General features: G+C 35.0%; 12 protein-coding genes and 1 pseudogene. 5 read left to right on the forward strand and 8 right to left on the reverse strand.

Annotated features, from left to right (window positions below; genetic code table 11):
* Positions 1 to 57: 57 nt before the first annotated feature.
* Positions 58 to 528: a DoxX family protein gene (locus A5N88_RS22720; protein ID WP_066271050.1), complete on the reverse strand. Its 471-nt coding sequence runs from the start codon at positions 526 to 528 to the stop codon at positions 58 to 60.
* 43 nt (positions 529 to 571) lie between these two features.
* Entirely contained in the window at positions 572 to 1,345 is a 774-nt protein-coding gene (locus A5N88_RS22725) for a DM13 domain-containing protein (RefSeq protein WP_066271053.1), read from the reverse strand.
* Between the two features lie 1,183 nt (positions 1,346 to 2,528).
* On the opposite strand from A5N88_RS22725, the gene A5N88_RS22740 reads away from it, so the two are divergent.
* Positions 2,529 to 3,092 carry a helix-turn-helix domain-containing protein gene (locus tag A5N88_RS22740; RefSeq protein ID WP_066271061.1) on the forward strand — a complete coding sequence of 188 codons (564 nt, stop codon included), beginning with the start codon at positions 2,529 to 2,531 and terminating at the stop codon, positions 3,090 to 3,092.
* The gene (locus A5N88_RS22745; RefSeq protein WP_066271066.1) at positions 3,056 to 3,922 is read left to right on the forward strand and encodes an IS3 family transposase; all 867 of its coding nucleotides are present in this window, start codon (positions 3,056 to 3,058) and stop codon (positions 3,920 to 3,922) included. The genes A5N88_RS22740 and A5N88_RS22745 overlap by 37 nt, the downstream gene beginning before the upstream one ends.
* 898 nt (positions 3,923 to 4,820) lie before the next feature.
* Here the strand turns inward: A5N88_RS22745 and A5N88_RS22750 are convergent.
* The 3 genes from A5N88_RS22750 to A5N88_RS25290 form a co-directional block, all read right to left on the reverse strand.
* Complete coding sequence (locus tag A5N88_RS22750) at positions 4,821 to 5,942, reverse strand: hypothetical protein (RefSeq protein ID WP_066271068.1); 1,122 nt, start codon at positions 5,940 to 5,942, stop codon at positions 4,821 to 4,823.
* A 1,378-nt stretch (positions 5,943 to 7,320) separates the two neighbouring features.
* Positions 7,321 to 7,773, reverse strand: a complete 453-nt coding sequence (locus A5N88_RS22755; RefSeq protein WP_066271071.1) for a JAB domain-containing protein — start codon at positions 7,771 to 7,773, stop codon at positions 7,321 to 7,323.
* 57 nt (positions 7,774 to 7,830) lie between these two features.
* Positions 7,831 to 7,995, reverse strand: a complete 165-nt coding sequence (locus A5N88_RS25290; protein WP_157090816.1) for a hypothetical protein — start codon at positions 7,993 to 7,995, stop codon at positions 7,831 to 7,833.
* Between the two features lie 225 nt (positions 7,996 to 8,220).
* On the opposite strand from A5N88_RS25290, the gene A5N88_RS22760 reads away from it, so the two are divergent.
* Together A5N88_RS22760 and A5N88_RS22765 are read left to right on the forward strand one after the other, a co-directional pair.
* A complete protein-coding gene (locus A5N88_RS22760) occupies positions 8,221 to 8,706 on the forward strand; it encodes a hypothetical protein (protein ID WP_066271074.1) in 486 nt (161 codons plus the stop codon).
* Complete coding sequence (locus A5N88_RS22765; RefSeq protein ID WP_066271075.1) at positions 8,700 to 10,355, forward strand: helix-turn-helix domain-containing protein; 1,656 nt, start codon at positions 8,700 to 8,702, stop codon at positions 10,353 to 10,355. The genes A5N88_RS22760 and A5N88_RS22765 overlap by 7 nt, the downstream gene beginning before the upstream one ends.
* Before the next feature lie 290 nt (positions 10,356 to 10,645).
* On the opposite strand, the pseudogene A5N88_RS26450 reads toward A5N88_RS22765, so the two are convergent.
* Together A5N88_RS26450 and A5N88_RS22770 are read right to left on the reverse strand one after the other, a co-directional pair.
* Positions 10,646 to 10,801, reverse strand: a pseudogene (locus A5N88_RS26450) (DUF3006 family protein); the annotation flags it as partial.
* A 162-nt stretch (positions 10,802 to 10,963) separates the two neighbouring features.
* Positions 10,964 to 11,779 (reverse strand): STAS domain-containing protein, encoded by an 816-nt coding sequence (locus A5N88_RS22770; RefSeq protein WP_066271078.1) that lies wholly within the window; start codon positions 11,777 to 11,779, stop codon positions 10,964 to 10,966.
* A 189-nt stretch (positions 11,780 to 11,968) separates the two neighbouring features.
* On the opposite strand from A5N88_RS22770, the gene A5N88_RS25295 reads away from it, so the two are divergent.
* Complete coding sequence (locus A5N88_RS25295) at positions 11,969 to 12,097, forward strand: FbpB family small basic protein (protein ID WP_157090817.1); 129 nt, start codon at positions 11,969 to 11,971, stop codon at positions 12,095 to 12,097.
* A gap of 372 nt (positions 12,098 to 12,469) precedes the next feature.
* Here A5N88_RS25295 and A5N88_RS22775 read toward each other — a convergent pair whose 3' ends face one another.
* Entirely contained in the window at positions 12,470 to 13,237 is a 768-nt protein-coding gene (locus A5N88_RS22775; RefSeq protein ID WP_066271079.1) for a PAS domain S-box protein, read from the reverse strand.
* Between the last annotated feature and the right edge of the window lie 6 nt (positions 13,238 to 13,243).

Raw genomic sequence — 13,243 nt, forward strand, 5'->3', positions numbered from 1 at the left:
TCAAGTAATAACAGACCCATTTCTAAAAATGGGCCTGTTCTATCAATCCTACAAAGTCTACATAGAACTTTTACTTTCTTTAATTCTTTTCGTTCTATCTAATAAGTAAAAATATAGGTTTGTTAAACTGAAATGGGAAGCGCACTTAATTTCTATCAATATTATAATCGCTACCAGTAGTTGTAATGGATAAATATAAATCATATTAGATAACCAATAATTAATGTTCATAAAGATAGTGCCTAAAAGAGCAGGTAAAATAAGAATACCTGTAATTAACCCTATTCCAGCAAAGATCTCTCCCCAGGGAATTAAGAAATTAAACAAGGCTGTATTTGGTTCGACAAAGTGTTCCATAAAAGCTTTATACCAATCTGGGGTTACTGTATTACTAACGACGGCTTCCGTAAGACCAGACATAGTAAAATGTGCCTGTAATTTAAATGTGCCTTGTTGTAGCCAACTAATTCCAAGCCCTATTCTTATAAATGAAAAGAGATAGTTGCCTATTTGATTCAAAATTTTCATGACGTATCTCCTCGTCTATTAGTAATAGGCGATTCATAAAAGATTACATTAGTTTTGCTTCACCGAATACAACGTGCGCTTTGTTGCAGTAAATGATGACAGTATTGTATTCTTTTGGATTAACACCATTTAAAGAGAAAGTCTGTTCTGGGTTTTTCAAATCAATCTTCGAAATAGATTTACCTGTTGTAGCATCTCCATCTTTGGTTAAGTAAACATGTAAGTCAGGACCTTCAGATGTTTTAAAGTTGGATAATTTTAGCGTTGTGTTTGTTACAGTAGCTGTACCACTTACATTCTTTTGATTATCGCCTTTAAATTGACCAGAAACATCCATACTAACATCCATTAGTTTTGCTGCACCAAATGCAACGTGCGCTTTGTTGCAGTAAATGACGACAGTATTGTATTCTTTTGGATTAACACCATTTAAAGAGAAAGTTTGTTCGGGGTTTTTCAAATCAATCTTCGAAATAGATATACCTGTTGTAACATCTCCATCTTTGGTTAAGTAAACATGTAAGTCAGGACCTTCAGATGTTTTGAAGTGAGTTAACATTAATTTATCATCGCTAACTTTAACCATTCCTGAAACCATTTTTCCATTTTCGCCACTAAAGTTTCCTGTTAGTGTAGCCATTGATCCATTCTCTGAAGTACTCATTGAGGAGTCCATCGAAGAATTCTTCATCTTACTTGTCATTAAACTTGATGCTGAACTTTGGGCACTCTTACTTTTCATTTGCCCATTTCCACAAGCCGCTAAAATTAATATCATTGTTAGCATTAAAAAAATGGCACCTAATTTTTTATTCATAAATAAACCACTCCTTAAGTTATTTGTTACAGTTATAACTATAATAAATAGAAGTGATCTGATACTTACCTAATTCTTAACTATTTCTTAATTATTAAGTAAATGTTTGAAAAATGATTATATGGTTGCAATAATTCATGAAAATCATAGATTAAATCAAGAAAAAAAGATTACTCTAGAAAATATCAGAGTGAAATTGTTTTTTGTAAAGGTGGACGCGAAATCGTTATATCAAAAATATTTTTTAAAAAATAATATTGAGTTTAAGGAGAACCTAACAGTTCAAAATGCTGAAACTTTAATTAATATAGTCAAAAATAACTTAGGTATAGGTATTTTTTTGAATTTTACTATTTTCTCTTTCTCACAATCTAACCATGATACATATTAATCCAAGGATAACTCGTGATAACGGTATGAAGGAACACCCTGCGACAAAAGAATTCATTCATATCATGAATCAATTTCGTAAATCTGATCTTTTTGCACCGCGAGCGATTTCAGACATTGGAAGAAGAGCTTGTTGTCAAATTCATGTTGATAATGCAAAAAAGAGAGATTTCAAGAAAACAGGAGATCCTTAAGATTGCTTAAGCAGCCTGTTTTTGGAATATTTTCCGAAGGCAAAAACCCTGAAAACAGCCGATTTTGGCAGAATTCAGGGTTATGTTTGTTGGGTGATTTCCCAGACAAGATGTTATGTCAACTTAAAGGGGAAAGCCAGTTACGGAGAAGCTGTAACTGGCTTTCTAACTTAAGTAATGAGAGATATTTAAAAATTATTGTATTCGTCAGCCGTAATTATGTAAGGGGAATATCTCCATGTTCTGAGGGAGTACAATAAAAACAATATAGAAAGCCGATTATTGTGTAGCTATAAAATAAAGATAAAATACTCTCTTCTCTCCATAGAAAACAGCAATTAAAAAGCCATTATTTTGAAAAGAGATTGATCAAAATGACAGCTTTCTATCTGATTAAGTATCAATTTTTTATAATAAAGTTTGTTCATTTCTTATTAAACAAAAGCACCCATTCGTTTAGCTTAAGTGCAAATCTTCACAAACACTTGTTTTTTGTTCATAACTAACTGAAGTAAACGGCAGCTAAAAATAAAAACTGTCTGCTATTGTACCGACCCCCGAAAGTTAGAGTGAAAAAATCTAACTTTTTGGGGGTTTTTATGGCTAAATATAGTGAAGAATTTAAAATAAAGCTTGTCACCGAGTATTTAGATGGAAATCTTGGATATAGATCATTGGCAAATAAATATAATATGGGTAGCCAGACACCAATAGTTGAATGGGTAAAAGCCTATAAATCTCAGGGGATGGAAGGATTAAAACGAAGAAAGACGAAGAAGGAGTATTCTGTTCAATTTAAATTAGATACGATACAATTTATGTTAAATACAGGTGCTTCTTATTTAGAAACTGCTGTTCAATTTAATTTGAACAACCCTTCCTTAATCAAACGCTGGATGAAAACATTTCATGAACAAGAAGTAGAAGGCCTGAAACTAAAATCAAAGGGGCGGCCTTCTATGTCTAAGAAACCCATTAATCAGAAGAAAAAGGAAGAAAAAAAGTTAACACGAGAAGAAGAGTTAGAACGTGAGAATGAACTACTAAGACTGGAGAATGCGTATCTAAAAAAACTGAGAGCTTTTCGCGAGAATCCGAACGCCTTTCACGAAAAGCACAAACAAAGATGGCATTCGAACTTAAAGAAGAAGGATTTCGATTAAAAGATATTCTTTTTGTTGTGGGAATTCCGGAAGCAACTTATCACTATCATGTGAATAGTTTTGGCAAAGAAGACCCGGATACAAAATTAAAAGAACTCATTACTCACCTATTTAAAAAGTTTTATGAACGCTACGGTTATAAGCGGATCACGAAGGAATTAAAGAAATTAGGACATCTTATCAATCATAAAAAAGTCTATCGTATTATGCGAGAGCTAGGATTAAAATGTGTGAAATTTATGCGGAAATCTCGTAAATATAATTCCTATAAGGGGACTATTGGAAAGGTAGCGGAAAATCGATTATCTCGCCGTTTTAGCACACCTTTCCCTCTTCAAAAATTAGTAACCGACATTACAGAATTCAAATGTCTTGGCGAAGAGAAGTTATATTTAAACCCGATTCTTGACCTTTATAATGGAGAAATTGTTGCGTTTGAAATCAGGAAACGTCCAACGTTGGATCTTATCATGAAACCTTTGAAAGAAACATTAGAGGTATTAAAGAATCATGCGACCTATCGCACCACTATCCATTCTGATCAAGGCTGGCATTATCAACACAACCAATGGGTCAGGACGTTAAAAGAAAATAAAGTATTTCAAAGCATGTCACGTAAAGCAACCTGTGCAGACAACGCTTCGATGGAGAATTTTTTTGGCATTTTAAACCAAGAAATGTATTATGGGGAAAAACTAGTAAGTTATGAAGAATTAAAAAGTCGAGTAGAAGAATATATCCACTGGTATAACAATGAACGATCAAAAACAAAATTATCTGGATTGAGTCCAGTCGAATACCGAACTCAATCTAGCCAATCAGCTGCATAATAAAACTCTAACTTTCGGGGGTAACCACCCAATTACTGTGCGTTTTAGAGTGTGAATTTAGTGGGAATTCTTACGCTATTTAGGACGTGAAACCTACTGTGGATTTGATTTTTGTACTCCAAAACCGAACCCGTTAATAGAAGATAAGCATGTTAAAACTTAAAGTCATTATACTTAAAGCCTGTATCTAAGATTACTTTTATAGATATGGGCTTTTTACTTTTTTACCAAGACCCGCTCAGCGATCGTTTTGCCTCAATATTTTTAATATACTTTTCTTTCCATATGCAGCTTCTTTTTTTGTTTATGCACATGGGGATGTTTATATTGCAATTCTTAAGGCGCACATTGCCTCATTCCATTAGATTCGTTTTCCTTCAGTATATATGTATGTATATAAATTATTAGAAAATCGTCTGATGTATAGTGAATATTCTTTTGAATACATTTTTCAAATCGTAAAAAATCAACATTAGTAAGATAATCTCTATTTATTAAAAGAATACATTTTTCATAAAGAAATCATAATTAATAAGTGTTTTTAAATTTTGTCCGAAACTCCATGTAACAGAAGGACTTTATGCTTTTTCATTGAATGATACTATCAACGTTTTCACTATTTCACAAGGTAAATAAGAATAGATTCGCATACTAACAAGAATTCATCTATGCTTCTAACATGTTCACAGGATTGTATATTATTTACTCACTTATTCACAAGAAGGTATTCGTAACAACTTTTTGCTAAAAAAAGATCCCTTCCAGGAATTCATGAGTAAAAACTGAATGAAAGCTGGAAGGGAGAACTTTTATTAAGAAAAGGATACTTTTCTATTGTATATGGTTAAACACGAATAGCCTTGTGAAACGTCATTTTTTTCACAAGGCTGAACTTCTATTAAATTATTTGATGCAATTTTACATCTGGACCATGTAAAGTGTATTCCCTTATCTTCGCATTATGGATTAAGGAATACGGAAGCTGCTCTAATGCCTTAGGCAAATAATTTCTGAATGCTATCCTGAAAAATGCACCGATCGAGTAAAATTGAAAGCTTCCTTTTCGGTCTCTTTCCAGATGTATATGAACACCAATTTGATCCATCGTGTCTAAGAAGAAGTTTTTCATAAAGTTGTCCCGGACCGTAAAGCCTTCTTCATCTTGATCCAATAGGTAATGCAGCCTCTTCACTACTTCCTGTTTAAATGAAATCATGACATCAATTTGATCGCGCGGCTTATACTTGATTTGGTGCCCATCCAAAAAGTACGTCAGTTCTTTGGACAATTTAGCCATGAGGGAGCCCACATTAAATTCATCCGCATTCTCCTCTACACACTCTGGTTTTAAAGAGAAGAAGACTTTCTTGATCCATAGTTGCTTCCCGCGTATTTCTAATCCCGCGTACTCAATCGAAAAAAGGGATTCTAAAACACTTAAAGTTTTGCGTACGCCTTTAGCATTTTTATTGAGCTGGCTTTTTAGCGTTTTCATCATCCGCTCTTGCTTGATTTTCTCTACTTCACCTGTTTTGCTAAAGGACATGCCTGTGCGGAATTGGTTTAATAGGGACAGAAGCAATTCAATGCCTTCCGGATTGGAAGTACGGACAAATTCTGCAAGAATATTGGTCTCGAATAGGGCATTCGGTATAATGAGATAGTTTAGGAATCCGCCATTCTGTTCAGGAGTATTGTATTTTTCAACATCTTTCAATACCAAAACAGGAAGACCTTCCTGGATCTCCTCTTTTACAAAATGATGACCTTCTAAATATTGCTTTCCGCCCCAAAGGGTTGAGTATGGAATTTTTAGTTTCTTAGCCCAATAGGATAGATTGAACTCCTTTAATATGCCGCGCTGATTTTGTTCAACTTGCAGCTGCTTTAACATCGTCATATATACGACGTAAGCAGAGGCTGGGGGGCGCTCAAAGGATTCATCGCGCAAGAAACGGAATTCTTCTAAAATAGCATGGTGCATCCGAAAACCATCGATACTGATATTCTTTTTCTTCATAGTGCCCCCCCTCCCCTGAATTTTTCTTAGTTTGAATTATAGCAGAGTGGAAAGAGAGGAAATGTTCCCCTTTATTAAGGGATTTTAAAAGTTGCACATAGTGTCTCAATCCCTTGTCCCTCAAGGGATGAAAAAAATCTCGGAAAATTTTCATGTGAAAGCTAGCGTCAAAGATTTTGCTGAAATGTGCGTATTGTGAAGGGAAACGTCATAAAGCAGTACTAGAATATTTTTCTTAAACGTTGATAAATCAGCGTTTGGTAGGAAATCATTCAAACAAACAAGCACAATGGATAAAAAGTTGCACATAAAATAGTGCAACTTGCTGTGAGAGGAAACGTCAATTTTTTTCGCGATAAAGAAAAGAAAGCACAAGGATGAATTCTTTTGTGAGAAGTATTCGTGTAAAGCCCCAGATTTTAATGATTTCTTTCATGAAGAAGCTCTCTTTATCGTTTGATCTTTAGACGTTTATTGTGAGAGGAAGCGTCAATCAATTTGTCTGTGCGTTAAGAAAGAGTCAATACATATACGGAGTTAAAGTGCTCCTCATTGTGCACAATGTGAAAGGAAACGTCAATGCGGCAGTTATAGTGAAAAGTGAGTATGTGAGAAACGGTAAAAAATAAAGGCAGAGTATGAAAAAGGGATTGTGCACATTGTGAGAGGAAACGTCATGTAAGTGAATTTTTTTATTGTGCACAATGTGAAAGGAAACGTCATTTATTTAAACTTACGCTTTGCGAATGTTCAATCTCTCATTAGAAAATAAAGGATGAAAAACACTCATTCCTAATTAACAAAGCAATCGCAATACAGTGAATGAATTCCTTTTTTACATTGTGCATATTGTGAGAGGAAACGTCATTCTATTTGCATATCAAAAGTATACACGAAAGAATAAGTTGCACAGGGTTTCTTCTCATAAGTAAATGTGCGCATTGTGAGAGGAAACGTCAAGAAGATAAGAAAAATGTGCACATTTGCAGGAATGAAAGCACTCCTGCCTATTATAATGATGGACGAACAGCATAGACATCTTTGTGCACCTTGTGAGAGGAAACGTCAAAGTAGTCGTTAAAGGTGCAACAAATCCCTATTTAGCCTAAATGTTCATCAATGGTTTCTATATGTCAAAATTCTTTATGGTGTAGTTTGCTCCATCTATGTTCTAACATTTATTGTGTTTATTTTTACTTTATCCTTTTTGGCTTTGTTTTCTAACTGCATCAGTGGTTTGACACAACCAGGCGATTATCAAGGGAAAATCTCATTTTTCATCCATGCACTTAAGATTTTACTCTTGATCCATGGTTTCCATTTTGTCTATTAAATAAGTAATGGAGCACAGGAGCATGTCCCTTGTGCTCTCATTAAATTAAAGATAGCCTTTTTCCTTTAAACTCGTATGATTCCCTGTTTGACTGACAATGACGTGGTCTAATACTTGTATGCCTAAAATCCTCCCCGCCTCCGCCAGTCTTCTTGTGACCTCAATATCTTCTTTGCTGGGTATCGTATCACCTGATGGATGCTGGTGACTCACAATAATGGAAGCTGCATTGTTTAAAATGGCGCTTTTCATGACATCCCTGGGATGGACAATACTGGCATTTAAACTCCCAACATGCGCCCGGTGGAGCCCCACTACCTGATTTTTTGTATTGAGCATCATGACAAGAAATACCTCTCTGTCTTCTTCTGCAATGTAAGAGGCCGCTAATGTGTGTGCATCCCCGGGAGAAGTAATTGTATACACGGTAAAGGGTGCGTTGCTTTCTTTGATTTCCTGCTTAATTCGAATGACTTCAAAGATGGGTGTAAGTTCCATTTTAAAACACTCCTTTTGATAAATTTTTTTCCTTGGCTCTTTTTACTCCTTGACTCGTTACCTTTTTTCTTTGGCTTCAGAAGCGGTATCTTCCCCAAAAGGGAAAAGCCAATATAAAAGGCAGCCATAAGGCTGCTTTCCTTTTACTCTCTTGCTCTCTACTTGATTCTCCCTCTGCTTTTCAGCTCCTTCGATAGGGCTGTATAGCGTTTTAGTGACCATACATTTAGAATCCCTTTATGAGGTTGTCCTAAAGCTGAAAAAAGAAATAGATACACATTTTTGCACTCTTATTTGTGCACAATGTGAAAGGAAACGTCATTTACTCTATCAAGTTGCACAAACATAGAATTAACGACCATGACTGGACCAGTTTGAAAGGATTGTTGACAAAGGCAACACCTTAAAACCATAATAGTTGTATACTTTTAAAAGGGAGAAAGTCTTATGAGTTTTTTAGTAGGTGTGAAAGAAGCAGGCAATATTCTTGGCTGGGATCGAAGAAAGGTTTCGACTTATCATCTGCGAGGTGTCCTGCCTAAGCCTGTGGTTGACTTATCAAGCGGCCCTATCTGGTTTCGTAATCAAATTGAATACTTTAAGATACATAGAGAACTACACGTAACGACCTATTACATAAAAAACAAAAAAGTATATGAATGCAGACAAAATTCTCCCCTCTTGGAAACACGTTATTCTCCAGATGAAGTAAAGAAGAAGGGAAATATCGTTTTCTTAGAGGAAGACATTGCACAAATTAAAAAAGCGGTCACAGAAAAAAGCTCTATGGTTCAGTTTTTTTCATTTGAGCTGATAAGATTTTTAGTTGAAGTAGGGATTCTCGAACCGGTCATTTTTGATGAATATCTCATCCAGTGTCCCTATGAAAAGATGAATCTAGCAAAGAAAGGAATGGATGAGCCAACATGTTAAATACATTAAAAAAGAAATTTAATCATATTACACAACTCATTTTTCCGAATCATCCTCACCTCTTTGCCGAGTGGAATGTGGATATTGATCAATTAATTACAGGACAAGAGAATTATCAGCCATGCCAATCACTAAAGGCTTTCTTTGTGATCGTGGACCGTTTGGCTAAAGAATACGATTTAAAAATTGAAAACATGGATATATGGGTCATTGACTACAAAGAGGAAATAAAAAACTTTGTTCTTCCATACATTCAAACCATTGAAGAAGAAAACCCCACATATACCCTTAAATCGAGTAATAGAGAAGTTATAAACTCTTTATTAAACCAAGATTTTGTGGAATCAGGTTCTGCTTTGTTATTTCATAAATTAAGAGATACGATTAGTAAAAATGAATTTGATTTAGTCGAAAAAATTCCTACTGCGAGGATAGTAGAAAAAGCCCTGGAAGCAACAGCTCAAGTAAGAGCAGAAAACACTTACCCAAAAATGAAATCCAATGCAGCTATTGAACAATGGAAAAATCTCACCTCCCAAGCTATCACATCAATGGATGATCTAACAGCGGATATTTTTGATATCGTTTCTATTCTATGGATGCAGCAAGCGAATCATAAAGATCAGATGATCCATTTCCATACAGATGATGCTTTAAATCTCAGAAGGCTGCAGGGCAGAAAGGAAGAATCAGATGGTTATCAATCTTCTTTTCGAAAAAAAGAACGAGATGAGATTATGAAGAGATTAGCGGCCTTGACTACCATATGGATACGAATTGAAAGAGAAAACTTGAGGTTCATCAATGAGGATCAAGGAAGCTTTGAAGAAATTGGACAGGTACAGTTTAATCCCCTCTTTGTAGTGGATAGTGTAACGGTAGCTTACCGTGGAGATAATCCAATCGGTATATATGAATGCAGCATTCGTCCAGGAGAACTGCTTTCTAACTTTTTATTTGGATCTCAAAAGAGCAGTGGAATGCTGGCGTTAAAAACGCTTGAATACCACCCGACCAAGCAAAAATATCACAAACGTCTTGCAAGATATCTTTCCTGGCAGTGGAGGATTCGTCAAAAGAGCGCGGACTATCTTCGAGCGTATTATATTGGTGGCGATAAGGGCCTGTTAAAAGTGATGGATTTGGACGTGAATCCAAGATACGGATCAAGGATCAAAGAACAATTCGAAGAAATACTAGATACACTGCAGCAAGATGGAATTATCAAAGAGTGGAGCTATAAAGAAAAAGACCTGGAACAGCAGATCGAACAGGAACGAAATTGGTTTGCCAATACATGGTTAAAGGCTAGAGTTCAAATTATCCCTCCGATTGAGGTTACTGGAATGGTCGATGAAAGAGAACTATTACTTAGCTCCGATGATACGGAAGAGACTGTGGATTTTTCAACCATGTTGAAAGGGATGACGAGAAGAGAAACGGCTGCCGCGATTGAAATGGTGACAAAAATTCAAGTAACTCCCGAAAATATGAGCCGGATACGAAAAGAAAGAGGCTTAAGTCTTCAAGAAGCAGCAAAAGAAATGGGGATGTCCCATAGCACCCTTTCCCGCTATGAAAGAAATCTTATAAAACGACCATACACAGAAAATATTAAAAAGATGGATGAATGGATGAATGAAAAATGAGCACCCTATAATGAAAAGCACCCCAATTTGGTAGACACAATCTACAAATTGGGGTGCTTTTCATATTTGCAAATCGATTATTAAACAATTTGCCCGATATTGATAGAGAGTTATCTAGAGTACAAAATCTAATGCCCTACTTTTGGGTAAGTACGATTATTAAAGCTAACTTAATTTAAATTTTAATGATATAGACAACATCAAAAATAAAGATATTAAATGTAATAATGTTAAAAATAACATATTCATATATGTATGTTATATTGTTATACACAAAAGTACTATGAGTCCTATTCAAACAAGTCATTAGCCACCTTTTCAATATGCTCTTTCCGTTCTTTTGTTTTTGCTTTACCAATTCGGTACGTTCCATTTTCCAAATTGATGATATCTTCTGCTTGTACTTCTACTGGAAATTTTTTATAAGGAATGTCTGTTTTAAACCTGTCCTCTTTTTCTCAAACGGCTAATTCCCCTTCAATTCGGTCAACAATGTATTTCTTATTGAATCCTCCTTACTTGAATTACATCGTAAACTCAACAACAAAAAAAACACTACTCATTGAAGTAGTGTTCTGTTAAAATGATTGCTAAAACCATTTATACTATTACTCTATATATTCTAACGCTTGCTTAACATTTGCGAACGTTTTAATAGCAGACATATCAATTCTACTATTCACAACCGTTATGACTAATTCAGGGCGTAGACCAGTAATCATTACATTAATGCCCAATAATAGAAGGATATCTCCTATTTGACGAAGATATTTTGCGATATCTGCATCAATTGTCAAAATACCTGAATAGTCAACAATGAGATACTGAATATGAAGATTTGCAATGTCGGGAACTACTTTCTCTAAAATATAGGTAGCTCTATAACAATCAATCATACCAATCAAAGGGAGAACAGCAATCCCTTCTTTAATCAGTACAATGGGTGCTGATAGTTCAGCTATTTCCCTTTGTGCCTTCTCTCTATAACTATTTGCCAGATATTCAAATGTGAAAATAGTTTCATTAAGGCTTAAGTCGAGCATTTCGTTTACCTTTTTTATCATATACGCATTTTCCTTTAAGGAAAGTCCAAACTCTATACATATTCTTGTTAAAAGTTCAGCAAAGATTCTCCGAGTTGGTGGATAACGGACGGCAATCTCTGAGATTTTTCCTCCCGAAGATATTTGTTGTTCCGCATTCTTTTTACTCCATATAATAAGGTCTTCTGGTACTCCATCTTTCTTCTCCGTAAGGGATTCCCCTAAAAAACCAAAAAATTCAATATACATTTTGATAGCTTGTTCTTTTTCGACTTCTGGAATGACTATTTTCATGCTGCGAAGAACACTTTCTACGATTTCAACAGCCAGGCTTTCTGCATTATCATTAAAAAAGGTAGTTATCTTAGACATTGATGCCATTCTATATTCCCACCCTTAGTCCTTTAATAATTAAATTATAACTAAATCTTAAGACAACGTGATAGGACAATAGTATTATTTTTAAGCTAATCTTCCCCAATAGATTAATTGAAAATAATTTCTTTATACTCCATTCGACAAATATCGACATCCATGTTATGATAACGTCAGAAAAGGAAGGGATAATAAGTGAAAAGACCAAATGGTAATTTGAGAAAAATGATTGAGGAAAACAAACGTGAAATTTTGGCTAACCAAAAAGCACTTTCTAATATAGAGAAGAAGATAGATAATAAAATTGTTACGAATAGCAAGTAACGTCTTATATAAAAAAAGGGTTGCCTGATAAAGGCAATTTTTTTGTTATTTGGCATTACTTACCCCTTGAGTATTCTTTCTTTGTTTTTGCTGAAAATAAAAAGACCATCCCACATGATGGTTTTACATACATATAACATCATCTTATTCATTCTTGTTCTTCATCGCTAATTCTTTTCGATCTTCAACTAAAGGAGGTTGCTTCAAACAGTCTTTCTTAATCATCATCTCTATCCGAACTCGATGTTCTTATTTAAAGGAATTTTCCCCGTTTAAAGAAAAATTGGCGGGTAAAGAATACCACGCCATTCTTAAGATTATGTCGGATTAACACTGTCCCTAAGTTCCTCTTTAGAATCAAAGGAACTTGTTCTAATAAAGCTGATTGATTCCTCTTAGAGTAGTTAAAGCTTTCTTTACGTTGCTTTCTGTCCTTATATTCGTAAGGTCTCTTCCAATGGAGACCGCTCTTACTGCTAATTCAGGTCTTATCCCGGTGAGAATAGGACTTATTCCAAGCATCTTCATAATCGCCTCAATTTTAAACAAAAAATCTATTACCAGCTCGTCTAGGTTATAGATACCTGAAAAATCAATAATGATATGTTGGGTATCCTGTAATGCCTTTATTTGTGTGGGAAGGTTATCGAGAAGCATTTGGGCTTTATCCTCATCAATATTGCCCACTAAAGGAATGACAGAAATTCCATCTAATAACGGAACAATAGGTGTAGAGTATTCATGTATTTTATTCATTAACTGCCGTTCCAGGTCTTTCTTTGCACTTATGTCTCTTAAAACTGAAAGTACCGCTCTTTTTCCTTCAAACTCAAAAGGATGACAGTATAGTTCCGCTTCAAATTGAGTCCCATTCAAAGCTATAATAGTTTGTTCAATTAATTCTCCTATTTTTTGTTCCTCTAATGCACAGCGAACCCGTTCTCGAATCATTTCTTTTGAACTGTCCAAGAAGATATCCAAGACATTTGCCCCAATAAGCTCCTCCTTACTTCCTCCAAGCAACCTTGCACCTGTTTCATTTATATAAATGACCTTGTAATCTGTATGAAGAACAGTCATTTCAAATGTATTATCAACGATTTGCCGAAACAGTTCATCTTTTATTATATGCTCTTCCACTGTTTT

Source organism: Heyndrickxia acidicola, assembly GCF_001636425.1.
Taxonomy (GTDB): Bacteria; Bacillota; Bacilli; order Bacillales; family Bacillaceae_C; genus Bacillus_AE; species Bacillus_AE acidicola.

What these genes read in the sequence shown, in the direction of transcription:
- A5N88_RS22745 (WP_066271066.1), top strand. Translation starts at nt 3,056, where the DNA reads ATGGCATTCGAACTTAAAGAAGAAGGATTTCGATTAAAAGATATTCTT.
- A5N88_RS25290 (WP_157090816.1), bottom strand. Translation starts at nt 7,995, where the DNA reads ATGGTCACTAAAACGCTATACAGCCCTATCGAAGGAGCTGAAAAGCAG.
- A5N88_RS22765 (WP_066271075.1), top strand. Translation starts at nt 8,700, where the DNA reads ATGTTAAATACATTAAAAAAGAAATTTAATCATATTACACAACTCATT.
- A5N88_RS22740 (WP_066271061.1), top strand. Translation starts at nt 2,529, where the DNA reads ATGGCTAAATATAGTGAAGAATTTAAAATAAAGCTTGTCACCGAGTAT.
- A5N88_RS22755 (WP_066271071.1), bottom strand. Translation starts at nt 7,773, where the DNA reads ATGGAACTTACACCCATCTTTGAAGTCATTCGAATTAAGCAGGAAATC.
- A5N88_RS22770 (WP_066271078.1), bottom strand. Translation starts at nt 11,779, where the DNA reads ATGGCATCAATGTCTAAGATAACTACCTTTTTTAATGATAATGCAGAA.
- A5N88_RS22725 (WP_066271053.1), bottom strand. Translation starts at nt 1,345, where the DNA reads ATGAATAAAAAATTAGGTGCCATTTTTTTAATGCTAACAATGATATTA.
- A5N88_RS22750 (WP_066271068.1), bottom strand. Translation starts at nt 5,942, where the DNA reads ATGAAGAAAAAGAATATCAGTATCGATGGTTTTCGGATGCACCATGCT.
- A5N88_RS22720 (WP_066271050.1), bottom strand. Translation starts at nt 528, where the DNA reads ATGAAAATTTTGAATCAAATAGGCAACTATCTCTTTTCATTTATAAGA.
- A5N88_RS22760 (WP_066271074.1), top strand. Translation starts at nt 8,221, where the DNA reads ATGAGTTTTTTAGTAGGTGTGAAAGAAGCAGGCAATATTCTTGGCTGG.